The sequence below is a fragment of the Erythrobacter sp. genome (genome assembly GCF_011765465.1).
GTDB lineage: Bacteria > Pseudomonadota > Alphaproteobacteria > Sphingomonadales > Sphingomonadaceae > Erythrobacter.
Genome location: NZ_CP050265.1, coordinates 1,054,103 through 1,076,677, shown reverse-complemented (window position 1 = coordinate 1,076,677; position 22,575 = coordinate 1,054,103). Strand labels below are relative to the sequence as shown.

Genomic DNA, 22,575 nt, shown 5'->3' with positions numbered 1-22,575 from the left:
TCCTTTCGGGGTTGCGTATTACTAGGCGGGGAAGGTGTCGGTGCTGTGAACGAAGATCAGCGCACGAAGCGGGCGATGGGATAGGAAACCATCATCGCGGCGAAACCGATGGCGAACACGCCGAAGGCATGGGGCGCCGGCACGAAGCCTCCGGCATAGAGGACCGCCCACACCGGAAAGCCGGTAATGACCGCGATGCACCCGCCGGTGAAGCCGATCAGATTGTATTCGCGCTTGATCTCGTCGACCTGGGTGAAACCGTAAAGCGGCAGCACCATGAAGCCGACGACGAGTGCGATGGCGAGGATGACGGCAAGGGCCGGATCGAGCGAGAGCGCTTCCCAATCGCCGGTGAACAGGCTCCCGTCGCCCTTGTCGAAAAAGGCCGTCGTGAAGCCGATCGCTCCGCCGAGCAGGGCGGCGATGGTAATGAAGACGAGCTGGCGGCGCTGGCGCTGGCGGGTGCGCGCTTCGCCGGGGCCGAGGGGGCGGGTCATTGCTGTTCTCCGTCGTCGAAGATGTCCTCGATCCGCATCTCGAACAGGCGCGCGATGCGAAAGGCGAGGGGGAGGGAAGGGTCGTGCTTGCCGGTCTCGATCGCGTTCACCGCCTGGCGCGACACGTCGAGCCGCCCGGCCAGTTCGGCCTGGCTCCAGTCGCGCTCGGCGCGCAGGACCTTGAGGCGGTTCTTCACGATCTCAAAAGCCGAGCGCGCCGGCGGTCCTGGCGAGAATGGTGCCGATCGCAAAGCCGCTCAGCGCGAGTAGGCAAATGGCCTGCCAGCGCTTCATGCGGACGGTGCCGGATTCGAAGTTCGCGTCGGTCATACCCATTGGCCCCTTTGTGAAATCGGATGTTGGAAAACCTTGTCACACCTACCTGGCAATTTGTCAGGTTATGCTGACTATATGTCGCGATTCACTGACTATGTCAAGAGAGCCTGACCAAGCGTCAGGCTTGCCTTACCAACACGGTCCCGCCGACACCGCCCGCTCCCCGGCGAACCCGCCCGCCCCGACCCGCCCTGCTGCGCTGCGGCATTGACGCTTTGCGGGGCTTGAGCCATGGGCTTGCCGCCATGAGCCAAGCGCCGCAGACCACAGCAAAGACCGGCCGCGATCCGACCCGGTCCTTCCAGGACATGATCCTCACGCTGCACGATTACTGGGCGGCGCGCGGCTGCGTGATCCTGCAGCCCTACGATATGCGCATGGGCGCGGGCACGTTCCACACCGCGACGACCCTGCGCGCGCTCGGCCCGGAGCCCTGGAACGCCGCCTTCGTCCAGCCCTGCCGCCGCCCGACCGACGGGCGCTATGGCGAGAACCCCAACCGGCTGCAGCACTACTACCAGTACCAGGTCATCCTGAAGCCGTCCCCGCCCGACATCCAGGAGCTCTACCTCGGCAGCCTCGAGGCGATCGGCATCAACCCGCTCGCCCACGACATCCGCTTCGTCGAGGACGACTGGGAATCCCCGACGCTCGGCGCGTGGGGGCTGGGCTGGGAGGTGTGGTGCGACGGGATGGAAGTCACCCAGTTCACCTATTTCCAGCAGATGGGCGGCTTCGACTGCAAGCCCGTTTCGGGCGAGCTGACCTACGGGCTCGAACGGCTCGCGATGTATATCCAGGGCGTCGACAACGTCTACGACCTTGCTTTCAATTCCGCCGGGGTCTCTTACGGCGACGTGTTCCTCGAGAACGAGCGCCAGATGTCCAAGTGGAATTTCGAGGTCGCCGACACCGACGGCCTCTTCGCGCTCTTCACCAAGGCGGAAGGCGAATGCCGCAATGCGCTCGCCAACGGCGTGCCCATCGCCGCCTACGAACAGGCGATCGAGGCGAGCCACATCTTCAACCTGCTGCAGGCGCGCGGCGTCATCAGCGTGCAGGAGCGCGCCAGCTACATGGGCCGCGTGCGCGACCTCGCGCGCTCCTCGTGCGAAGCCTATGCCGAGAAAATGGCCCCGCGCTGGGCCGAAAGCCATCCGGGATGGAGCCTGTAATGGCCGATTTCCTGCTCGAGTTGCGCTCCGAGGAAATCCCCGCCCGGATGCAAGCCGGAGCGCGCGGCGAACTCGAAAAGCTGTTCCGCCGCGAGATGGAGGCCGCCGGGATCGAGGCTGGCGAGGTCACCGTGTGGTCGACCCCGCGCCGCCTCGCGCTGATCGCGCGCGGGCTGCCCGAGCAGACCGAGGCGGTGCGCGAAGAAGCCAAGGGCCCGCCGGTCGGCGCTCCCGATCAGGCGGTGGACGGCTTCTGCCGCAAGAACGGCGTCACGCGCGACCAGTTGGAGGAACGCGAGGTCAAGGGCCGCGCGACATACTTCGCCGTGATCGAAAAGCCGGGGCAGGCGGTCAGCGACCTTCTCGCCGCTGCTATTCCCGCCATCATCCGCGATTTTTCGTGGCCCAAGTCGATGCGCTGGGGCGAGGCGTCGATCAGCCCGGAAAGCACGCGCTGGGTGCGCCCGCTGTCGGGCATCGTCGCGCTGCTCGGCGGCGAGGTCGTGCCCTGCGTGATGGATGGCCTTGCGAGCGGGCGCGAGACGATGGGCCATCGCTTCCATTCCTCCGGCCCGGTGACCATCGACAGCGCCGACGATTACGCCGCCAAGCTGCGCGAAGCCTTCGTCGTCGTCGATCACGAGGAACGCGCCGGCATCATCCGCGAAGGCGCGCGCAAGGCGGCCAAGGCGGCGGGCCTCGTGCTGGTCGAGGACGAGGGGCTGGTGGTCGAGAACGCAGGGTTGACCGAATGGCCCGCCCCGCTGCTCGGCCGCTTCGACGAGGCGTTCCTCGAAGTGCCGAGCGAGGTGATCCAGCTTTCCGCGCGGGTGAACCAGAAATATTTCGTGTGCGAGGACAAGGCGGGCAAGCTCGCCAACGCCTTCGTGTGCACCGCGAACATCGACGCGCTCGAACCCGCCGTGGTGGTCGACGGCAACCGCAAGGTCCTGGCCGCGCGGCTCGCCGATGCGCGCTTCTTCTGGGAGCAGGACCAGAAGAAGACGCTGGAAGAGCACGCCAAGGGGCTGGAGCGGATCACCTTCCATGAGAAGCTCGGGACGGTGGCCGAACGTTGCGTTCGCGTAGGTAAGCTTTTTGGGCAGATCACATCAAAGCCGGGCAAACTAGATGAATTCGTCTCGAGAGGTATACAGTTAAGCTATGCGGCCAAAGCCGACTTGGTCACAGAAATGGTTGGGGAGTTTCCCGAGCTACAAGGCCTGATGGGTTATTATTACGCTGAGGCTGAGGGAGCGCGTAATTCAATCGCTGAAGCGATCCGAGATCACTATCTGCCCACGGGCCCATCCGATCCCGTGCCTGACGCACCCTTGGCTTATAGTCTCGCAATGGCCGACAAGCTCGAACAAGTGTCGTCATTTTTTGCCATCAATGAGCGCCCAACGGGCTCGAAAGATCCCTATGCCCTTCGGAGGGCAACTCTGGGCTTTATCCGGATTGTCTTAGAAAAGCGCGTCCGTGCCAGCGTTCAATCACTAATCACTCTCGCACTGAATAATCTCATGACGCAGTCTCTAGATAAGATCATTTCGTTTTATGACGATGATCTTGTTGAAGTTGAGGATGCGCGAACTGATTTATCTTTCGACCTCTCGAAACAAATCATTAAATTCAGGGGGTTGGAACTTCCCGTTCCCAAAGCCCTAACCGCCGCAGTTGTCGTAATTGATCGACTACACGATGAGTCTGATTTCGAGTCGGTCAAGAATGACGTGTTCGAGTTCATTGTTGACCGCCTCAAGGTCCAGCAGCGCGAAGCGGGCGTCCGCCACGACCTGATCGACGCGGTCTTCGCGCTCGGCGGTGAGGACGATCTCGTGCGCCTGCTCGCCCGGGTCCATGCGCTCCAGTCCTTCGTCGCGACCGAGGACGGGGCGAACCTGCTGGCAGGCTACAAGCGCGCGGCGAACATCCTCAGGAAGGAGGAGTGGGACACCGCTCTCCCGCAGGCGGAAGAACCCGTCGCCGAGACGAGCGAGGAAGACCCGCTCGCGCTTGCGGGCAAGCCCGAGTTCGACGCGGCCTTTGGTCGCGGTGCGAAGAGCGGGGCTGGCGCGCTTTCCTATGACGCAGAACCCGCCGAACGCGCTCTGATCGAGGCGCTCGACGCAGCCGCTCCGCAAGCGGCGAAGGCGGTCGGGGAGGAACGCTTCGAGGACGCGATGAAGGCGCTTGCCTCATTGCGCGCCCCCATCGACGCCTTCTTCGACGAGGTGACCGTGAACGCCGACGATCCCGCCAAGCGCACCGCGCGCCTCGACCTGCTCGCACGCTTCACCCGAGCGGTCGGGCAAGTCGCCGACTTCGGCCGGATAGAAGGCTGAAATGGTGCGTTCGGCGCAACACGGGATCATCGAGACGGAACCGGCCGCGACTGCCGTGACAGGGCGCAAGGCGCCTTCCGCGACGCCTCCGCAGGCCGCGCAAGATTACAGGGGAAACCAGCAATGACCACCGCCACCGCGTCCGCAGCCGATACCGACCTCGTCACCGTCTACCGCTTCGGCGGGGACGCGCCGCACGACGATCCGCGCCAGCGCGACAAGGTGGTGACCGGCGGCAAGGGCGCGAACCTTGCCGAGATGGCGAGCATCGGCCTGCCGGTCCCGCCGGGCTTCACCATCACCACCGAGGAATGCGTGCGCTACCTGCAGGCGGGCGAGGCGTTCCGCGACGACCTCAAGCGCGAGGTGGCCGAGGCGCTCGCCCATGTAGAGCGGGCGGTGGGTAAAACATTCGGCGACGCGGCGGACCCGCTCCTCGTCTCGGTCCGCTCGGGCGCGCGGGTGTCGATGCCGGGGATGATGGACACGGTCCTCAATCTCGGGCTCAACGACGAGACGGTGGAGGGGCTGGCGAAGACCAGCGAGGACGACCGCTTCGCCTGGGACAGCTACCGCCGCTTCATCCAGATGTATTCCGACGTGGTGCTCGGGCTCGACCACGGATTGTTCGAGGAAGCGCTCGAGATCGCGAAGGAAGACGCGGGCTATTACAACGACACCGAGATGAGCGCCGACGACTGGCGCGCGCTGGTCGGGGAATACAAGCGCATCGTGCGCGAGGAGCAGGACGAGCCTTTCCCGCAGGACGTGAACGACCAGCTCTGGGGCGCGATCGCGGCGGTCTTCGGCAGCTGGGATTCCGAACGCGCGAAGGTCTATCGCCGCCTCAACGACATCCCGGCCGACTGGGGCACGGCGGTGAACGTGCAGGCGATGGTGTTCGGCAACATGGGCGACACCTCCGCGACCGGCGTCGCCTTCACCCGCGACCCCTCGACCGGCGAGAAGAGCTATTACGGCGAATACCTCATCAACGCGCAAGGCGAGGACGTGGTCGCGGGCATCCGCACGCCGCAATATCTCACCAAGGCCGCGCGCGAGGCGGCGGGCGCCAAGCCGCTTTCGATGGAAGAAGCCCTGCCAGACGCCTACGCCGAACTCGCGCGCGTCTTCGACCTGCTCGAAAGCCACTACAAGGATATGCAGGACATCGAATTCACCGTCGAGCGCGGGAAGCTCTGGATGCTCCAGACCCGCACCGGCAAGCGCACCGCCAAGGCCGCGCTCAAGATGGCGACCGACATGGTGGACGAGGGCCTGATCGACCGCGCCGAGGCGGTGCGGCGGATCGACCCGATGGCATTGGACCAGCTGCTCCACCCGACGCTCGATCCCGAGGCGGAGCGCAATGTCCTGACCACGGGCCTTCCCGCCTCTCCCGGCGCGGCTGCGGGCAGGATCGTGCTCGACGCCGACACGGCCGAGCAATGGGCCAACCGCGGCGACAAGGTCATCCTCGTGCGGGTCGAGACGTCGCCCGAAGACATCCACGGAATGCACGCGGCCAAGGGCATCCTCACCGCGCGCGGCGGGATGACGAGCCACGCCGCCGTCGTCGCGCGCGGCATGGGGCGCCCCTGCGTCTCGGGCGCGGGCGGCATTTCGATCGACCGCAATCAGCGCACGCTGCGGATCGGCTCGAGTGAACTCAAGGAAGGCGACACCATCACCCTCGACGGCGGCAACGGCCAGGTCATGCTGGGCGAAGTGCCGACCGTCGAGCCCGAGCTCGCGGGCGATTTCGCAACGCTGATGGAATGGGCCGACGAACTGCGCCGGATGAAAGTGCGCACCAATGCCGAAACGCCCGAGGACTGCCGCATGGCGCGCCAGTTCGGCGCGGAAGGCATCGGCCTGTGCCGCACCGAGCATATGTTCTTCGACGCAGGCAGGATCAAGGCCGTGCGCCAGATGATCCTTGCCGAGGACGAGGCCGGGCGGCGCAAGGCGCTGGACCAGCTCCTGCCCGAACAGCGCGCCGATTTCACCGCGATCTTCGAGGTCATGGCGGGGCTTCCCTGCACGATCCGCCTGCTCGACCCGCCGCTGCACGAATTCCTCCCGACCCGCGACGAGGAATTCGCCGAGCTTTCCGACGCGACCGGGCTGGGCGTCGACCACCTCAAGCGGCGCGCGAACGAGCTCCACGAATTCAACCCCATGCTCGGCCATCGCGGCTGCCGCCTCGGGATCACCTATCCCGAGATCTACGAAATGCAGGCGCGCGCCATCTTCGAGGCGGCCTGCGCGGTCGAGGCGGAAAGCGGCGACGCGCCCCTGCCCGAAATCATGATCCCGCTGGTCGCGACGAAGAAGGAACTCGCCGTGCTGCGCGCGCTGGTCGAGCGGGTGGCGGAGGAGGTCTTCGAGGAGAAGGGCACGCGCATCGCCTATCTCGTCGGCACGATGATCGAACTGCCGCGCGCCGCGCTGATGGCGGGCGAGATCGCCGAGGAAGGCGAATTCTTCAGCTTCGGCACGAACGACCTCACCCAGACGACGCTCGGCCTGTCGCGCGACGATGCGGGGCGGTTCCTGAACACCTATGTCGACAAGGGCATCTTCCCGCGCGATCCCTTCGTCAGCCTCGACATCGACGGGGTCGGCCAGCTGGTCGAACTCGCCGCCGAGCGGGGCAGGGCGACGCGGGGCGACATCAAGCTCGGCATCTGCGGCGAGCATGGCGGCGACCCGGCGAGCATCGCGTTCTGCGAAAAGGTCGGGCTCGATTACGTCAGCGCTTCGCCCTACCGCGTGCCGATCGCGCGGCTTGCGGCGGCCCAAGCCGCTCTCAAGACGTCGGCTTTGAAGAAAGGCTAGGTTCCGGCGAGAGAACGCCTCCCGGTCAAGGTGACGATCTCGATCCGCTCGGGCACTTTCCCGTCCGCGTCGGCCCGCTCTAGGAAGGCCGCGCGCGCCCGCGCCAGTGCCGCACGCCCGAGCGGCGGCGCGGCATCGGCGAGCGCGCTGCCGAGCGCCTGGTCGCGCAGGTCCGAAACCAGCGTATCGAGCGCCGAATAGCGCAGGTTCAGCGCCTGCGTATCCACCACCGGATCCTTCCACCCCGCGCGCTGGAGCAGGCCGGGCGCGGCGCGGTGATCGACCAGCGGGTGCATCCGCGCCGCGGGGCGATCCGGCTCGGCGGCGAGCATCGCGGCGCGCAGGGCGGGCAGGCTCTGGCCCCCGACGAAGCTGGCGATGACAAGCCCGCCCGGTTCGAGCGCGCCGCGCAGGTGGATGAGCGCGCCCGGCAGGTCGTTGACCGCATCGAGCTCGCCCAGAACGGCGATGAAATCGAACCCGGTCTCGGGAAAAGGCGCTTCGAGGTCGAAGCCGCTTCCGTCCGCGATACGCGCCCCGCTGCGGGTGAGGTAATCGGACAGGTCTTGCGGACAGGGGCCGATCACCAGCGTGCGGCTCGGCTCGTGGCGGACGAAGGCGAGGCGCTCGACCATTTCGCTCGCCATGTCCTCCCACACGAAGCGCGCGGCGTCGGTGCGGCGCTGGCGGGCGAGGGCGCGCGCGAGGCGCAGGGCGCGGCGGTGCGGGCTGAAGATGCGTGGGACTTGCGGGCTTGCCATGGCCGCCTCCTGCCTCGCTTGCCTCCTCGCCGCAAGCCGTGCGACAAGTTCGCCGGGGAGGGTCGCGCATGGGAAAATCGGGAAGGAAGGGCGGTCATCTCGCCGCCGGGCTGAGGCCGCTGGTCGATCTGGTCTATCCGCCGCGCTGCCCGCTGTGCGGCGAGGCGGTGGTCGAGCAGGGCGGGCTGTGCGTCGATTGCTACGGCGAGCTGGAAATACCGGGCGATCCCGCGTGCGACCTGTGCCAGCGCCCGCTGGGGAGCGCGGCGGCGGCGAAGGACGAGACCTGTTTCGCCTGCCGCGCCGCGCCGCCGCGCCATTCGGGCATCCATGCCGCAACGCTCTACGACGATGCTTCGCGCAGGCTGCTGCTCAGCTTCAAGCACGGCGGAAAGATCGCGCTCGCCTCGCTCATGGCGCGGCTGATCGCGGTGCGCCTGCCCGAGCCCGCTGCGGATCGAGCCCCGCTGCTGGTCCCGGTGCCGCTGCACCGCTGGCGCATCTGGCAGCGCGGCTACAACCAGTCGGCGCTGCTGGCGCGGGAACTGGCGCGGCAGGGCAAGGGCGAATTGCTGGTCGATGGGCTGGTGCGGCGCAAGGCGACCCGCAGCCTCGGCGGGCTGGGACGCGAGGCGCGCGAGGCCATGCTGGCAGGCGCGATTGCGGTCAATCCGGCGCGCGCGAAGCGCATAGCCGGGCGGGAGGTCATCCTGGTCGACGACGTGCTCACCAGCGGGGCGACCAGCGATGCCTGCGTTGCTGCGCTGCTCGACGGCGGCGCGCGGGAGGTGCGGGTGGCGTGCTTCGCGCGGGTGGTGGACGGGCGCGGGATGGACGGCGAGCGAAAACCGGACGCACCGGGAAAGGGCACGGAACGCAAGGCTCAGGAGGCCGAAAACACAACGCCCGAGGCCATGAAGACCCCGGGCGCCACGTGACGAAATGATGCGGATCCGCTCCTGAGAGCTGTCGGCGGCCACCCCCTAACTTGGCCGCCGGGATCCTATCCCTCATCGTTCAACCGGATGCGCCGACACCCCGCTGTCGGCAGCTTTCCGGTCACCCCCTGAACCTGGCGTCCTGCCTTTCGGAAAGGCCGCCGGTGTTCGGTGGTGGGCCGTTGCCAGCCCATACGCGTGTTGTTCCATTCTGCCGCGGAGTCTGGAAGGTCAAAACGAAACCCGGCGGACATTTCGTTGTCATCTGTTGTCATCATGCAACAAGAAGGGCTTGAGGCTCACGGCCAAGCGTCCCATGGCGGGCGGGAAAGGAGCGCAATCGTGAATGGACGCGCGATCTCGAAGGAAGAACGCGAGCGCGGCACGCGTTTCGCGCCGGTGTTCGACGCGTCGGGCCTGATCCCGGCGGTGGTGGTCGATGCGGGCACGGGCGAGGTGCTGGTGCTCGCGTGGATGAACGCCGAGGCGCTGGCGAAGACGCGGGAAAGCGGGCGGGTGACCTTCTGGTCGCGCTCGCGCGGCGAATTATGGACCAAGGGCGAGACTTCGGGAAATTTCCTCGAGGTCGAGGAGATGCTGGTCGATTGCGATCAGGATTCGCTGGTGATCCGCGCCCGCCCGCATGGGCCGACCTGCCACACGGGCGAGAAGAGCTGCTTCTATCGCCGGATCGACCCCGGCGCCGATGATGCCGAGGCGCTTTCGCCGATCGAGCGCTAGCCCATTCTCCTAAGGGTCAAGACTTGACGCTGACGTAAAGGGAAGGTAGGGCGAGGGCATGGTTACCGCACCGGCCCGCAAGTCCGCATCGGGATCGACCGATTCCAGACCCGCCGCCGATAACGAGCAGCGCCGCAGCAGCGCGCATCTCGACCGGCCCGACAAGCACGAGCGCGAGCAGTACTCGATTTCCGACCTGACCTCGGAATTCGGCTGCACCGCGCGCGCCCTGCGTTTCTACGAGGACGAAGGGCTCATCAGCCCGGCGCGCGTCGGGCTCACCCGCGTCTATTCCAAGCGCGACCGTGCGCGGCTCGCCTGGATCATGCGGGCCAAGAATGTCGGCTTCTCGCTCACCGAGATCCGCGAGATGATCGACCTTTACGACCTCGACGACGGCCGCGTCGAACAGCGCCGCGTCACGATCGAGAAATGTCGCAAACACATCGCCAAGCTGAAGGCGCAGCGTGCCGACATCGATTCCTCGATCAGGGATCTCACCGAATTCGTCGCCGAGATCGAAAAGCTCGACCTCGGCTGAGGAACACCCCGCCGAACTCCACCCCGCTTGAAAAGGGATCACAGCGATGCCGACCTATACCGCCCCGACCCGCGACACGCGTTTCGTCGTCAACGAGATGCTCGACCTTGCCAGCTACGGCAACCTGCCGGGCTTCGAGAACGCCACGCCCGACATGATCGACACGGTCATCAACGAGGCGGGCAAGTTCTGCTCCGAAGTGCTCGCGCCCCTGAACCAGATCGGCGACGAACACGGCTGCACCCGCCACGAGGACGGCTCGGTCACGACGCCCCCGGGCTTCAAGGAAGCCTATGACGCCTACGTCGAAAGCGGGTGGGGCACGATCGCCAAGCCGGTCGAATATGGCGGGCAGGGCCTGCCGCACGTGCTCGGCTTCGTGATCGAGGAATACACCGGCACCGCCAACCAGGCTTTCGCTATGTATCCCGGCCTCACCAACGGCGCGACCGCCGCGATCGAGGCGGCGGGCTCGCAGGAGCAGAAGGACACCTACCTGCCCAAGATGATCTCGGGCGAGTGGTCGGGCACGATGAACCTGACCGAGCCGCATTGCGGGACCGATCTCGGCATGATCCGCACCAAGGCCGAGCCGAACGAGGACGGATCCTATTCGATCACCGGGACCAAGATCTTCATCTCGGCGGGTGAGCACGACCTCACCAGCAACATCATCCACCTCGTCCTTGCCAAGACGCCGGGCGCGCCGGATTCGTCGAAGGGCATCTCGCTCTTCATCGTGCCCAAGTACATCCTCGACGAGAACGGCGAGCCGGGGGAGCGCAACGGCGTTTCCTGCGGGTCGATCGAGAAGAAGATGGGCATTCACGGCAACGCGACCTGCGTGCTCAACTACGACGGCGCCAAGGGCTGGATGGTCGGCGAGGAGAACAAGGGCCTTGCCGCCATGTTCATCATGATGAACGCCGCGCGTCTCGGCGTGGGCCTGCAGGGTCTCGCCCAGGCCGAAGTCTCTTACCAGAACGCGGTCACCTACGCGCTCGACCGCCGTCAGGGCCGCGCGCTCACCGGTCCCAAGGACACCGAGGCCAAGGCTGACCCGATCTTCGTCCACCCCGACGTGCGCCGGATGCTGATGGACGCCAAGGTCTTCAACGAAGGTATGCGCGCGCTGTGCCTGTGGGGCGCGCTGCAGGTCGATCTCACGCACAAGGCCCAGACGCAGGAAGAGCGCGAGGAAGCCGATATGCTGATCGGCCTCATGACCCCGGTCATCAAGGGCTACGGCACCGACAAGGGCTATGACATCGCGAACAACATGCAGCAGGTCTATGGCGGGCACGGCTACGTCAAGGAATGGGGCATGGAGCAGTTCGTGCGCGATAGCCGCATCGCCATGATCTACGAAGGCACCAACGGCGTGCAGGCGATGGACCTGTGCGGGCGCAAGCTGCCGGCCAAGGGCGGCAAGGCCATCCAGAAATTCTTCGCCGTTATCGACGAGGAAATCGCCAGCGTGAAGGACGACGAAACGCTCGGCCCCATCGCCGCCGCCCTCGACAAGGCGCTGGGCGAGCAGAAGGCGGCGACCATGTGGTTCATGCAGAACGCGATGCAGAACCCCAACCACCTCGGCGCGGGCGCGCATCACTATATGCACATCATGGGCATCGTGACGCTCGGCTATATGTGGCTGAAGATGGCGAAGGTCGCGAAGGACGCGCTGGCGGGCGATCCGCAGGACAAGGCGTTCTACGAGGCCAAGCTTACCTCGGCGGCCTATTACGCGGAACGCTGGCTGCCCGATGCGGGCGCGCTGCGGCGCAAGCTCGAGGCGGGTTCGGACAACATGATGAAGCTCACCGAGGACGCCTTCGCCACCGCCGCGTAACGCGTCCGACAATCGCCACGACCCCGGGTCGCGGCGAGCAAGTTCACTGACTTCGTCCGCGGGTCGTCATACTTCGATATGGCGGCCCGCGATTTGCGTGCGGCGGCCGCACAATGGGACCGGGCGAAGCTGGCAGGGCGCGCGCAATTGGAAAGGTGAGGCCGCATCCACCCCCGTGGGAGGTCACCGGGCGGCGGCGGCCGCTGCGGCGACGCGTTCGGCGAGCGTCTTGCCCTTCTTCATCTGCCGCGGTGGCGCGGCTGCGACCCGCTTTGGCGCGACCGGCGCGGCAGGGGAGGGGGCAGGGGCGGGCTGGGGCGCGGTGTTCGCTTCGACTGGCTCGGAATCCGGCTCATGCGCGACAGGCGCTTCGGGCTCAGGCGCGGCAGCGGCCTGCGGCTCGGGTGCGGCGGCTTGCGGCGCGTGGGCTTGCGCCGGGGCTGCGGGCGCGTCGTCCGATCCGGCACCGTCGAGGATCTTCTGGGCCACCTCCTCGATCGTGCCCACCACCAGCAGCGGTTGGCCCCCGATGATCCCGACGCTGGTCTGGCCGTTCTCGGCGGTGCGAAGCCAGGCGACGTTCTCGGCCACGACGAGGTAATTGCCGCCGCGCGATTCGAGCTTGATGAATTTCATGGGCGCATGGGTCCGAACTGTCCGGGTTGTCTTCGAAGACTGTCCCGGCGCTTAGCGCGCGCCGGTTAAGGAAAACCCTAATTCCAGTCCTCGAATCGGGCCGCGACAGCCTGCCCGGACCGCCGTGATGGGAGCGATCTCACGAGCGACTGCACCAGCGTCGGGAAGCCGAAGAGACGGCTCGCCTGCGGAAAATGATCGGACTGGGCGCGCGGCCGCTTCGAGCGGCTTTCCGAAAAGCTCGCCAGACTGCGCCGGAAAGGGGGCGCAAGCGCCTAAAACAGGCGGGTCAGGTCTGCCCCGAAACGGTCGGCCCCGGCGCTGCCGGGCCTATCCGAGCCGCCATGCAATCGTGCCCGAATATTCCCCGGGGACCGCGTCGCCCGCCGCGCTGCGGGCCGGGTCGAAGCGCGCCGCGCGAGAAACCAGCTTGCAGGTCGCCTCGTCCAGCACCGCGTGCCCGCAGGATCGTTCCACCGTGCAGGTGTTGACCCGCCCTTGCGCATCGACCTCGGCGCGGATACCGACCTCGCCCTCCAACCCTTCGCGCAGCGCGCGCGAGGGATAATGATCGCTCATGGCCGCGGCGAGCCGTTGCGGATCGCGCAGGCGTGGGGGGCTTTGATGGGACGAGCGGTCCTGCGCAAAGGACCGGTCAGGCGACGTGAGCGTGACCGGATCGAAAGCGGCTTCCAGCGCGGGATCGACCTCGTCCACGCCGTCGATCCGTTTGAGCGCGACCGTCAGCGTCGCGAGCCATATCCGGTAGGCGGGGTTTTCGGCCTCGAGCCGCAGCAGCTCATCGCGCGAGCGTGCCTGCGTCACGAGATCGGAGACGAACAGCCGGACATGGCGCATCCTGCCTTCGAAGGCCGCGCCGTCCTGCTCCTGCGAGCCTTGCGCGAAAGCCGGTCCCTGGCAGAAGAATATGCTGAACAGCGTGGCGAGGCCGTCATGGAGACCGGCAAGGCGCGCCATCTCGTCGTCCGTGCCTCGCAGATCGGGAGATTCCGCGGCGATATTGGCGATCATGGCCTGAACGATGCCGTCCCGCTCCTGCGCCGGTTCGCCCTTCGCCACGGTCTTGCGCCACCTCCTGCGCTGGCGGCGCATCATGGCTTCATGCTTGTCGAGTTCGGAGTCGAGATCGAATCCCGCCGCCGTGCAGGCATCGGCGAGATTATCGCGATACCACGCGTACAGGCCCGGAAATTCCCGGCGGGCGCTTCTAGCGAACACGGCGCATCCCCCTTCCCGTTCCCGCTTGCGAGCTGTGCCGACCTTATTCGACCGGCAGGAAGTCGGGGACCGACAGGTAGCGCTCGCCCGTGTCGTAGTTGAAGCCCATCACCCGCGCGCCCTTGTCCAATTCGGGCAGTTTCTTGGCGATGGCCGCGAGCGTCGCTCCGCTGGAAATGCCGACCAGCATCCCTTCCTCGCGCGCGGCTCTGCGGGCCATTTCCTTGGCATCGTCGGCGGCGACGGGGATCGCGCCGTCGATCGCATTGGTGTGGAGGTTGTCGGGGATGAAGCCCGCGCCGATGCCCTGGATCGGGTGCGGGCCGGGTGCGCCGCCGTTGATGACGGGCGAGGCTTCGGGCTCGACCCCGTAAGCCTTGAAGTCCGGCCAGACTGTCTTGAGCTCCTCCGCGCAGCCCGTCAGATGTCCGCCCGTGCCGACGCCGGTGATCATCACGTCGATAGGGGAGTCCTTGAAATCGCGCAGGATTTCCTGTGCCGTGGTGCGGGCGTGGACCGCAACGTTCGACGGGTTCTCGAACTGGCTGGGGCTCCATGCGCCCTCGGTCGTCTCGACCAGTTCGGCCGCGCGCTCGATCGCGCCCTTCATGCCCTTTTCCTTGGGCGTGAGGTCGAAGGTCGCGCCATAGGCGAGCATCAACCGGCGGCGCTCGATCGACATCGATTCGGGCATGACGAGGACGAGGTGGTAGCCCTTGACCGCGGCGACCATGGCAAGGCCGATCCCTGTGTTGCCGCTGGTCGGCTCGACGATGGTCCCGCCGGGCTTGAGCCTGCCCGAAGCTTCCGCGTCCTCGACCATGGCGAGCGCGATGCGGTCCTTGATCGAGCCGCCGGGATTGGCGCGTTCCGACTTCACCCAGACCTCGTGATCGGGGAACAGGCGCGACAGGCGGATATGCGGCGTGCCGCCGATGGTCTCGAGGATATTGGCTGCTTTCATGTCAGGCCTCCTGTGTTTTTATGTCTGGTTCGCTGTCTAGCAGGTCCGGCGGCGGATCGAAGGTCTTGGTGGTGACGAGCACGGGGAATAGCCTCGCCCACAGGCCGACCGTCAGCACCGCGCCCGCTCCGCCCGCCACCACGGCCGCGACCGGGCCGATGAGGAAGGCGAGCGTGCCGGAGAAGAAATCGCCGCCTTCGTTGGACGCGCTGATGGTAAGCAGACTCACCGAGGAAACGCGCCCGCGCTTGTCGTCGGGCGTGTGCAGCTGGATCAGCGACTGGCGGATATAGACGCTGAACATATCCGCCGCTCCGACGATGAAAAGCATGGCGAGCGACAGCGGCATCGAGGTCGAGAGGCCGAAGACGATGGTGGCGAGGCCGAAGACCGCGACCGCGCCGAGCATCTTGGGGCCGACATTGGAATTGATCGGGCGGAAGGAGAACCACGCCGCCGTGATCGCCGCGCCGATGGCCGGGGCCATGGCGAGCTGGCTCAGCCCCGTCTCTCCGACCTCGAGAATGTCGCGCGCATAGACCGGGAAGAGCGCGGTGGCCCCGGCGAGGAACACGGCGGCGAGGTCGAGCGTGATCGCGCCGAGCACCATCTTGTTGTGGACCACGTAACGCAGCCCGTCGACGATCGCGCCGATGGGGCGCTGGTCCTTGCGCGCAGCGGGCTGGGGGACGCGGCCTATGAAGGTGAGCGCGGTCGCCGACACAGCGAAGAGTGCGGCTGCGACGGTGTAGGGCAGGTGCGGCTCGACCGAATAGAGATAGCCGCCCAGCGCCGGCCCACCGATCATGCCGACCTGCCACGCGATCGAGGACAGGGCGATGGCCGTGGGCAGGATCGCCTTGGGCACGAGGTTCGGGGCGAGGGCGGAAAGCGCCGGCCCGGCAAACCCGCGCGCAATGCCGAGCACGATGGCGACCGCGTAGAGGATCGGCAGCGAGATCGCTTCCGTCCCCGTGGTCCATGCGAGCACGCCGGCGCAGGCCAGTTGCAGCAGCACCGTCAGCCGCCCCAGCGCGCGCCGGTCGAAGCGGTCGGCGGCAAGGCCCGAGAACGGCGTCAGCACGAACAGCGGCAGGAATTGCAACAGGCCGATGAGCGCCAGCTGGCCCGAGGCTTCGGGAATGCTCATGCCCGCATCGCGCGCGATGTTGTAGGTCTGCCAACCGATGATGAGCAGCATGGCGTATTGCGCCAGCGTCATGGCGAGGCGGCTCAGCCAGTAGGCGCGGAAATTGGCGACGCGGAAAGGGTGGGTCTGGGCAGGCTCGTTCACGCAGCCGCCCATGGCAGGCTGGCGCGCGCCTGCCAAGCGAGCGCTGCTAGCAGCGCGTCAAGTGCGGCTTTCAGCGCCCTTGGCGCGCTCTTGTTTCAGCGCCCCCGGCGCAGGCGCGGATTGGGCTGGAGCGTGTCGATCATCGCGACGAAATCGTCGAGGCGGATGATGCGTTCGAACTGGAAGCCCGCGCGCGTGTCGCGGGTCCAGATGCAATAGGCTTCGATCCGGCCCACCACGGGCAGGCGAATGATGATCCGGTCGCCGCGCGCAAGCCTGTGCGCATCGTCCACCATGAAGCCGTGGGCCGACAGGTTGCAGACGTGAAGGTTCAGGTCGCCGTGCTGGAAATGCTCGACGATCACCGGGAAATCGACCGGGTGACGCGCCGCGCGGCGCAGGTCTGTAACGCTCAGGTTCGCTCCGACGGACACGGCGCCCCTTCCTCCATTGGCTGTCGCAAGGCTTTCCTAATGGGAGATAAAGGCTGACATTTGGTAAAACCCCATGCTTACGCGCGGCTTTACCTTCGTGCGGCGTCAGCGCGTGACCAGCGCGTGCTTCTTCTTGCCGAGGCTGAGCCGCAGGGTTTCGCCTTCGCCCGGCAGGACGAGGTGGGCGGGATCCTTCACCGCCTCGCCGTCAATCTTCACCGCGCCTTCGGCGAGCTTGCGCTTGGCCTCGCCATTCGAGGCGGTGAAGCCGAGCTGGGTCAGCACCGCGCCGATCCGCATCCCTTCCGCGCCCACGGCAAGCGAGGGCAGGTCCTCGCCCGCGCCGCCTGCGAAGGTTTCCCGCGCAGTCGCTTCGGCGGCGCGCGCCGCGTCGGCCCCGCGCACCAGCTTCGTCACCTCGTTCGCCAGCACGACCTTGGCATCGTTGATCTCGGCTCCTTCGAGCGCTTCGAGCCGCGCGATCTCATCCAGCGGAAGGTCGGTGAACAGGCGCAGGAAACGGCCCACGTCGCGGTCGTCGCAATTGCGCCAGTATTGCCAGAAATCGTAAGCGGGCAGCTGGTCCTCGTTGAGCCACACCGCTCCTGAGGCGGTCTTGCCCATCTTCGCCCCGTCGGCGGTGGTCAGCAGCGGCGTGGTCAGCCCGAACAGCTCGCGCCCCTCCATCCGGCGGCCCAGTTCCATCCCGTTGACGATGTTGCCCCACTGGTCGGAACCGCCCATCTGCAAGCGGCAGTCATACCGCCGCGCCAGTTCGAGGAAGTCGTAGGCCTGCAGGATCATGTAGTTGAATTCGAGGAAGGTCAGCGGCTGCTCGCGCTCGAGCCGCAGCTTGACCGAATCGAAGGTCAGCATCCGATTGATCGTGAAATGCGGGCCGACATCGCGCAGCAGCTCGATATAGCCCAGCTGCGCGAGCCATTCGTCGTTGTTGACCATCACGGCATCGCTCGGCCCGTCGCCGAAGGTCAGCAGCCGCTCGAACACGGTGAAGATCGAGGCGATGTTTTGATCGATGACCTCGGGGGTGAGCAGCTTGCGGCTTTCGTCCTTGCCCGACGGGTCGCCGATCTTGGTCGTCCCGCCGCCCATCACCACGATCGGCTTGTGCCCGGCCTGCTGCAACCGGCGCAGCATCATGATCTGGACGAGGCTGCCGACATGGAGCGAGGGCGCGGTCGCGTCGAAGCCGATATAGCCCGGCACGATGCCTTTGGCGGCAAGCGCGTCGAGGCCCGCCGGGTCGGTGACCTGGTGGATATAGCCGCGCTCGTCGAGGAGGCGCAGGAGATCGGATTCGTAAGTTTCGGTGGCCGTGCTCATGGGCGCAGGCGCTTACCAGCGGTTTGGCGGGTCGCCTAGAGCCTTGCTTGCACCGGAAGCTGTGGCATCAGGGGCGCATGATCCCCCTGATGCTCCACCGCTCCTGCGACCTCGGCCCGGTGCGCGCCGTCACCGCCTCGCTGCGCGCGAGTGCAATCGGCTGCGAGGCCGAATTCCGCCTCGACGGATCGCTCGAAGGGGTGGTCCTGCCGCCCTCCGGCCCCTCGGTGCGCACCGACGGGCTTTGGAAAAGCACCTGCTTCGAGATTTTCTTGCAGGGGATCGGGGAGGAAGGCTACCGCGAATTCAACCTCGCCCCCTCGGGCCGCTGGGCCGCCTATGCATTCGAGCGTTACCGCGAGGGAATGCGCGAGGCGGAAGTCGCGGGGATTTCGGTGGCCTGCTCGCACGCGAGCGCGAACGGGGCGGGGGAGCTGGTGCTCAAAGCGAGCATCGCGGCCGACCTGCCATCTCCCGCGCAGGTGGGATTGTCCACGGTGATCGAACACGCGAACGGGGCGCTGCAATACTGGGCGCTCGCCTTCCCGCCAGGGCCGCCCGATTTCCATTCGGAAGCCTGCCGCCAGCTTATCGTCGAGGCGTGATGCTCAAGCTTCTTGCGGGCGGCGACCGAATGGGGCGTTGAGCTGCACGATCTTCCAGTTGAGCAGCAGCGCGAAGCTGACCCATGAAATATAGGGAATGTTGAGCCACCCGGCGAGCGGCGACCATGTCGGCAGGAACAGGCACAGCGAAAACACCGAGATCCACAGGAAGACATTCTCGACCAGCGCGAAATCGGGTCGCTTTACCTTGAAGAAGAGCGGCGACCAGGCGAGGTGGAGGACGAAGTTCACCCCGAACAGCGCGCCGATGGCGATGCCGCCCGCGGTCGTTTCGGCGGCGGTCCAGGCGAGGTAGAAGCTCCAGCCCGACAGGCCGAGGATGATCGTCCAGGCCGGGCCGAACAGCCAGTCGGGCGGCTGCCAGCTCGGCTTTTTGAGGCCTCGATACCACTCCCCGATCTCGGTCAGCGCGCCGCCCGCGCCGCCGAGGATGATCGCCCAGGCAGCGGCGATGATCGCAGGGGTCCACTCGATGCTCATGCTGCACAAGCGAAAGGCACGCCGCTTGGTTCCCGCGCGCGTTCATGAACGCTCGGCGCGGGGCGCAAAAGATTTGCCTTGGCCGCGCGGCTGCGCCAACGCTCCCTGCCATGACTGACGTGAAATTCGGCATCGACCGCCTGCTCGAAAACCGCTCGCTCCTGACCGAGCTGGAGGGTCGGCGCGTGGCGCTCATCGCCCATCCGGCGAGCGTGACGGCGGGCCTCGTCCACAGCCTCGATGCGATCATCGGGGCGGGGGTGAACGTCACCAGCGCCTTCGGCCCGCAGCATGGCCTCAAGGGCGACAAGCAGGACAACATGGTCGAGACCGCGGACGAGTTCGATCCGGTCTACGGCATCCCGGTCTTCTCGCTCTATGGCGAGGTTCGGCGGCCCACGGCGCGGATGATGGACAGCGCGGACGTTTTCCTGTTCGACCTGCAGGATCTCGGCTGCCGCATCTACACCTTCGTCACGACCCTGCTCTACCTGCTGGAAGAGGCGGCGAAGACGGGGAAATCCGTGTGGGTCTTGGACCGCCCGAACCCCGCCGGGCGCCCGGTCGAAGGGACGATGCTCGTGCCGGGGCAGGAAAGCTTCGTCGGCGCCGCGCCCATGCCGATGCGGCACGGCCTCACGCTGGGCGAGATGGGGCACTGGTTCGTCCGCCATTTCGGGCTCGACGTCGATTACCGCGTGGTGGCGATGAAGGGCTGGCAGCCGGACGGCGAGGGCAAGGGCTGGCCGCCCTCGCGCGTGTGGGTGAACCCTTCGCCCAATGCCGCCAACGTCAACATGGCGCGCTGCTATGCCGGGACGGTGATGCTCGAAGGCACGACGCTGTCGGAAGGACGCGGAACCACGCGGCCATTGGAAGTCCTGTTCGGCGCGCCCGATGTCGACGCCAAGGCCGTGCTGGCCGAGATGCGCGCGCTTGCCCCGGAGTGGTGCGAAGGCGCCGCGATCCGCGAATGCTGGTTCGAACCGACCTTCCACAAGCACTCAGGTTCGCTATGCAACGCCCTGATGTTGCACGCGGAAGGGCCGTTCTATGGGCACGACGCCTTCCGCCCGTGGCGGCTTCAGGCGCTCACCTTCAAGGCGATCCGCAGGCTCTATCGCGATTACGACCTGTGGCGCGATTTTCCCTACGAATACGAGCTGGAGCGCCTCGCGATCGACGTCATCAACGGCGGACCGTCCCTGCGCGAATGGGTCGATGATGCCGAGGCGGCTCCCGGCGACCTCGATGCGCTGGCGTCAGCCGACGAGGCGGCGTGGATCGCGGACGTGCGCGAACACCTGCTCTACTGAGACGGCTCCGCCCGCCACAGCAGCTTGCCGTCGTGCGGGGGCTCGGGCAGGGGGCGGATGTCGGCGGGTTCGCCCTTCACGACCATCACCGCGCAGCCGTCCTGTCGCCGGTCGACCGCGTAGATCATCAACGGATCGTCGGGCGTCGCCGGGCCGCGCTGCATCAGGGGGGGCTGGCCCGAAGCGCGGCGGACCTGTTCGATCCGGTCGCGGCACGTTTCGCGGTCGGGCGTCGCTTCGGCCTCGGCCGGGTTCCGGCTTTCCGCAGCGGGCGGTTCGTCCGCGCCCATGAGAGCGATCGCGGCGAGGGGCAGGGCGTAAAAGCGCATGGTCTCCTCCTTTTTTTCAGGAGGATAGCATATCGCACCTTGGCCCGGAAGTTTCCCGCGAAACCGTCCCCCAGCCTGCGCGGGTCGTTCTAGCGATAGGGATTATAGGTAAAGTAGTCGCGCAGTTCCTGCTTGCGCTCCTCCGAAATCCACGTCCCGTCGAAGCGTTCGGGAGCCACGAAGCCGTCGAGCGGGATGCGGACGGTCTTCCCGCATTGTTCGTCGAGGTCGTAATAGCCGCCACGCAGGACTTTCTCCTCCCACTCGGCGCGCGAATGGGCATAGGGCTCGCGGCCGTGGGTCGCCTTGGTGTGATCCTTGAACTGGGCGAGGATGTCGGGATACTTGCGCTCGATGAAATCGAGGAAGGCCCAGCGGTATGCCGCGAAATATCTCGCATTCCCGCCTTCGCCAGACGTGCTGAAGACGAAGGGTTCGGCGTTGATCATGACCCAGTTTTCCTGCGAGCCGTCGCAGACGTCGCCGGGCTTGCTCCAGTAGATCGAGACGAAATAATCCTTGGCCGAAGCCGGGCTTGCAGCCGCGAGCGCGACAGCCGAGGCGACGAGAAAGCTTTGAATAAGACGCATATTTCCCCCTTCTTGCTGGACCCGGGGGGTAGAATTGCCAACCTATGTTGGCAAACTCAGGGGCCGTTGATCGACGTGCGAGGGGGTAACGCGGTCCGGCTCAATGCCCCTGCTTGCGCGAAAGCTCGCGCATCGCATCGTCGAGCCCGTCGAGCGTGAGCGGATACATCCGGTCGTCGACCAGCTGGCGCATCATCTTGGTCGATTGCGAATAGCCCCACTGCTTTTCGGGCACGGGGTTGAGCCACACGGTCGCGGGGTAGGTGTCGGTCACGCGCTTCATCCAGACCGCGCCGGCCTCGTCGTTCATGTGTTCGACGCTGCCGCCCGCATGGGTGATCTCATAGGGGCTCATCGCCGCGTCGCCGACGAAGATCACCTTGTAATCGTGGCCGTATTTGTGGAGCACGTCCCACGTCTTGGTGCGCTCCTGCCAGCGGCGCTTGTTGTCCTTCCACACGCCTTCGTAGAGGCAGTTGTGGAAGTAGAAGAATTCGAGGTTCTTGAATTCGCTCGTGGCAGCGCTGAACAGCTCCTCGCACAGCTTGATGAAGGGGTCCATCGACCCGCCGACATCGAGGAAGAGCAGCAATTTCACCGCATTGTGCCGTTCGGGGCGCATATGGATGTCGAGCCAGCCCTGCTTCGCCGTGCCCTCGATCGTCGCGTCGATGTCGAGCTCGTCCGCCGCGCCTTCGCGCGCGAAGCGGCGCAGGCGGCGCAGGGCCATCTTGATGTTGCGGGTGCCGAGTTCCTTGGTGTTGTCGAGGTTCTTGAACTCGCGTTTTTCCCAGACCTTGACCGCGCGCTTGTGCTTGGACTCGCCGCCGATCCGCACGCCTTCGGGATTGTAGCCCGAATTGCCGAAGGGGCTGGTCCCGCCCGTGCCGATCCACTTGTTGCCGCCTTCGTGGCGTTTCTGCTGTTCCTCGAGCCGCTTCTTCAGCGTCTCCATGATCTCGTCCCAGCTGCCGAGCTTTTCGATCTCGGCCATTTCTTCAGGGGACAGCATCTTTTCCGCGACGGCCTTCAGCCAGTCCTCGGGAATCTCGACCGGGTTCTGCCCGTAATCGGTCAGCACGCCCTTGAAGACCTTGTGAAACACCTGGTCGAAGCGGTCGATCAGTCCCTCGTCCTTCACGAAGGTCGCGCGCGAGAGGTAATAGAACGCTTCGGGCGTCTGCTCGATCACGTCCCGGTCGAGCGCCTCCAGCAGGGTGAGGTGCTCCTTGAAGCTCGCACCGATCCCGGCGGCGCGCAATTCGTCGACGAAGTTGAAGAACATGGCCGAGG

General features: G+C 66.3%; 23 protein-coding genes. 9 read left to right on the top strand and 14 right to left on the bottom strand.

Annotation, left to right across the window (positions count from 1 at the left end; genetic code table 11):
* Positions 1-56: 56 nt before the first annotated feature.
* Genes G9473_RS05170 through G9473_RS05160 form a run of 3 tightly spaced genes read right to left on the bottom strand, consistent with a single transcriptional unit; the run spans position 57 to position 827 of the window.
* Positions 57-497 (bottom strand): hypothetical protein, encoded by a 441-nt coding sequence (locus G9473_RS05170; RefSeq protein ID WP_291136780.1) that lies wholly within the window; start codon positions 495-497, stop codon positions 57-59.
* Positions 494-694 carry a helix-turn-helix transcriptional regulator gene (locus tag G9473_RS05165; RefSeq protein ID WP_034901401.1) on the bottom strand — a complete coding sequence of 67 codons (201 nt, stop codon included), beginning with the start codon at positions 692-694 and terminating at the stop codon, positions 494-496. The genes G9473_RS05170 and G9473_RS05165 overlap by 4 nt, the downstream gene beginning before the upstream one ends.
* 4 nt (positions 695-698) lie before the next feature.
* Entirely contained in the window at positions 699-827 is a 129-nt protein-coding gene (locus G9473_RS05160; protein WP_291136774.1) for a hypothetical protein, read from the bottom strand.
* A 251-nt stretch (positions 828-1,078) separates the two neighbouring features.
* Between G9473_RS05160 and G9473_RS05155 the strand changes: the two genes are divergently transcribed.
* The 3 genes from G9473_RS05155 to ppdK all read left to right on the top strand — a co-directional run bounded on the left by G9473_RS05155 (position 1,079) and on the right by ppdK (position 7,197).
* Positions 1,079-2,008 carry a glycine--tRNA ligase subunit alpha gene (locus G9473_RS05155; protein ID WP_291136771.1) on the top strand — a complete coding sequence of 310 codons (930 nt, stop codon included), beginning with the start codon at positions 1,079-1,081 and terminating at the stop codon, positions 2,006-2,008.
* Positions 2,008-4,356 carry a glycine--tRNA ligase subunit beta gene (gene glyS / locus G9473_RS05150; RefSeq protein ID WP_291136768.1) on the top strand — a complete coding sequence of 783 codons (2,349 nt, stop codon included), beginning with the start codon at positions 2,008-2,010 and terminating at the stop codon, positions 4,354-4,356. Before G9473_RS05155 ends, glyS begins: the two co-directional genes overlap by 1 nt.
* A 123-nt stretch (positions 4,357-4,479) precedes the next feature.
* Positions 4,480-7,197, top strand: coding sequence for a pyruvate, phosphate dikinase (gene ppdK, locus G9473_RS05145; RefSeq protein ID WP_291136765.1), 2,718 nt, complete (start codon positions 4,480-4,482; stop codon positions 7,195-7,197).
* Here ppdK and G9473_RS05140 read toward each other — a convergent pair.
* Positions 7,194-7,958, bottom strand: a complete 765-nt coding sequence (locus tag G9473_RS05140; RefSeq protein WP_291136762.1) for a methyltransferase — start codon at positions 7,956-7,958, stop codon at positions 7,194-7,196. The two genes, ppdK and G9473_RS05140, sit on opposite strands and share 4 nt — an antisense overlap.
* 68 nt (positions 7,959-8,026) lie before the next feature.
* On the opposite strand from G9473_RS05140, the gene G9473_RS05135 reads away from it, so the two are divergent.
* From G9473_RS05135 to G9473_RS05120, 4 genes are all read left to right on the top strand, one after another.
* Complete coding sequence (locus G9473_RS05135) at positions 8,027-8,896, top strand: ComF family protein (RefSeq protein WP_291136760.1); 870 nt, start codon at positions 8,027-8,029, stop codon at positions 8,894-8,896.
* 342 nt (positions 8,897-9,238) lie between these two features.
* On the top strand, positions 9,239-9,637 hold the full coding sequence (gene hisI / locus G9473_RS05130) for a phosphoribosyl-AMP cyclohydrolase (protein WP_291136756.1): 399 nt from the start codon (positions 9,239-9,241) through the stop codon (positions 9,635-9,637).
* Positions 9,638-9,695: 58 nt separating this feature from the next.
* Entirely contained in the window at positions 9,696-10,178 is a 483-nt protein-coding gene (locus tag G9473_RS05125) for a MerR family DNA-binding transcriptional regulator (protein WP_291136753.1), read from the top strand.
* A 46-nt stretch (positions 10,179-10,224) separates the two neighbouring features.
* Positions 10,225-12,030: an acyl-CoA dehydrogenase C-terminal domain-containing protein gene (locus G9473_RS05120; RefSeq protein ID WP_291136750.1), complete on the top strand. Its 1,806-nt coding sequence runs from the start codon at positions 10,225-10,227 to the stop codon at positions 12,028-12,030.
* 183 nt (positions 12,031-12,213) lie between these two features.
* Here G9473_RS05120 and G9473_RS05115 read toward each other — a convergent pair whose 3' ends face one another.
* The 6 genes from G9473_RS05115 to tyrS form a co-directional block, all read right to left on the bottom strand.
* A complete protein-coding gene (locus tag G9473_RS05115; protein WP_291136747.1) occupies positions 12,214-12,666 on the bottom strand; it encodes a hypothetical protein in 453 nt (150 codons plus the stop codon).
* Between the two features lie 330 nt (positions 12,667-12,996).
* Positions 12,997-13,905 (bottom strand): energy transducer TonB, encoded by a 909-nt coding sequence (locus G9473_RS05110; RefSeq protein WP_291136744.1) that lies wholly within the window; start codon positions 13,903-13,905, stop codon positions 12,997-12,999.
* Between the two features lie 43 nt (positions 13,906-13,948).
* A complete protein-coding gene (cysK, locus tag G9473_RS05105) occupies positions 13,949-14,869 on the bottom strand; it encodes a cysteine synthase A (protein ID WP_291136741.1) in 921 nt (306 codons plus the stop codon).
* Position 14,870: 1 nt separating this feature from the next.
* Positions 14,871-16,091, bottom strand: coding sequence for an MFS transporter (locus G9473_RS05100; protein ID WP_291138239.1), 1,221 nt, complete (start codon positions 16,089-16,091; stop codon positions 14,871-14,873).
* Between the two features lie 167 nt (positions 16,092-16,258).
* A complete protein-coding gene (locus tag G9473_RS05095; RefSeq protein ID WP_291136738.1) occupies positions 16,259-16,597 on the bottom strand; it encodes a PilZ domain-containing protein in 339 nt (112 codons plus the stop codon).
* A gap of 105 nt (positions 16,598-16,702) precedes the next feature.
* Complete coding sequence (gene tyrS, locus G9473_RS05090) at positions 16,703-17,941, bottom strand: tyrosine--tRNA ligase (RefSeq protein ID WP_291136735.1); 1,239 nt, start codon at positions 17,939-17,941, stop codon at positions 16,703-16,705.
* A 77-nt stretch (positions 17,942-18,018) separates the two neighbouring features.
* Between tyrS and G9473_RS05085 the strand changes: the two genes are divergently transcribed.
* Positions 18,019-18,546, top strand: a complete 528-nt coding sequence (locus G9473_RS05085; protein ID WP_291136732.1) for a DOMON-like domain-containing protein — start codon at positions 18,019-18,021, stop codon at positions 18,544-18,546.
* 3 nt (positions 18,547-18,549) lie between these two features.
* On the opposite strand, the gene G9473_RS05080 is transcribed toward G9473_RS05085, so the two are convergent.
* Positions 18,550-19,047 (bottom strand): TspO/MBR family protein, encoded by a 498-nt coding sequence (locus tag G9473_RS05080; RefSeq protein ID WP_291136709.1) that lies wholly within the window; start codon positions 19,045-19,047, stop codon positions 18,550-18,552.
* Positions 19,048-19,166: 119 nt separating this feature from the next.
* Here G9473_RS05080 and G9473_RS05075 point away from each other — a divergent pair, with 119 nt between their 5' ends.
* Entirely contained in the window at positions 19,167-20,363 is a 1,197-nt protein-coding gene (locus G9473_RS05075) for a DUF1343 domain-containing protein (RefSeq protein WP_291138237.1), read from the top strand.
* Here G9473_RS05075 and G9473_RS05070 read toward each other — a convergent pair.
* The 3 genes from G9473_RS05070 to G9473_RS05060 all read right to left on the bottom strand — a co-directional run bounded on the left by G9473_RS05070 (position 20,357) and on the right by G9473_RS05060 (position 22,567).
* Complete coding sequence (locus G9473_RS05070) at positions 20,357-20,692, bottom strand: hypothetical protein (RefSeq protein WP_291136706.1); 336 nt, start codon at positions 20,690-20,692, stop codon at positions 20,357-20,359. The two genes, G9473_RS05075 and G9473_RS05070, sit on opposite strands and share 7 nt — an antisense overlap.
* Before the next feature lie 89 nt (positions 20,693-20,781).
* Positions 20,782-21,282, bottom strand: a complete 501-nt coding sequence (locus G9473_RS05065; RefSeq protein WP_291136703.1) for a hypothetical protein — start codon at positions 21,280-21,282, stop codon at positions 20,782-20,784.
* Positions 21,283-21,382: 100 nt separating this feature from the next.
* A complete protein-coding gene (locus tag G9473_RS05060; RefSeq protein WP_291136700.1) occupies positions 21,383-22,567 on the bottom strand; it encodes a VWA domain-containing protein in 1,185 nt (394 codons plus the stop codon).
* Positions 22,568-22,575: the final 8 nt, after the last annotated feature.

Coding starts and splice junctions, on each gene's coding strand:
- G9473_RS05170 (WP_291136780.1), bottom strand. CDS start 497: ATGACCCGCCCCCTCGGCCCCGGCGAAGCGCGCACCCGCCAGCGCCAG.
- G9473_RS05160 (WP_291136774.1), bottom strand. CDS start 827: ATGACCGACGCGAACTTCGAATCCGGCACCGTCCGCATGAAGCGCTGG.
- G9473_RS05155 (WP_291136771.1), top strand. CDS start 1,079: ATGAGCCAAGCGCCGCAGACCACAGCAAAGACCGGCCGCGATCCGACC.
- glyS (WP_291136768.1), top strand. CDS start 2,008: ATGGCCGATTTCCTGCTCGAGTTGCGCTCCGAGGAAATCCCCGCCCGG.
- ppdK (WP_291136765.1), top strand. CDS start 4,480: ATGACCACCGCCACCGCGTCCGCAGCCGATACCGACCTCGTCACCGTC.
- G9473_RS05140 (WP_291136762.1), bottom strand. CDS start 7,958: ATGGCAAGCCCGCAAGTCCCACGCATCTTCAGCCCGCACCGCCGCGCC.
- G9473_RS05135 (WP_291136760.1), top strand. CDS start 8,027: ATGGGAAAATCGGGAAGGAAGGGCGGTCATCTCGCCGCCGGGCTGAGG.
- G9473_RS05125 (WP_291136753.1), top strand. CDS start 9,696: ATGGTTACCGCACCGGCCCGCAAGTCCGCATCGGGATCGACCGATTCC.
- G9473_RS05120 (WP_291136750.1), top strand. CDS start 10,225: ATGCCGACCTATACCGCCCCGACCCGCGACACGCGTTTCGTCGTCAAC.
- G9473_RS05115 (WP_291136747.1), bottom strand. CDS start 12,666: ATGAAATTCATCAAGCTCGAATCGCGCGGCGGCAATTACCTCGTCGTG.
- cysK (WP_291136741.1), bottom strand. CDS start 14,869: ATGAAAGCAGCCAATATCCTCGAGACCATCGGCGGCACGCCGCATATC.
- G9473_RS05100 (WP_291138239.1), bottom strand. CDS start 16,091: ATGACGCTGGCGCAATACGCCATGCTGCTCATCATCGGTTGGCAGACC.
- tyrS (WP_291136735.1), bottom strand. CDS start 17,941: ATGAGCACGGCCACCGAAACTTACGAATCCGATCTCCTGCGCCTCCTC.
- G9473_RS05085 (WP_291136732.1), top strand. CDS start 18,019: ATGATCCCCCTGATGCTCCACCGCTCCTGCGACCTCGGCCCGGTGCGC.
- G9473_RS05080 (WP_291136709.1), bottom strand. CDS start 19,047: ATGAGCATCGAGTGGACCCCTGCGATCATCGCCGCTGCCTGGGCGATC.
- G9473_RS05070 (WP_291136706.1), bottom strand. CDS start 20,692: ATGCGCTTTTACGCCCTGCCCCTCGCCGCGATCGCTCTCATGGGCGCG.
- G9473_RS05065 (WP_291136703.1), bottom strand. CDS start 21,282: ATGCGTCTTATTCAAAGCTTTCTCGTCGCCTCGGCTGTCGCGCTCGCG.
- G9473_RS05060 (WP_291136700.1), bottom strand. CDS start 22,567: ATGTTCTTCAACTTCGTCGACGAATTGCGCGCCGCCGGGATCGGTGCG.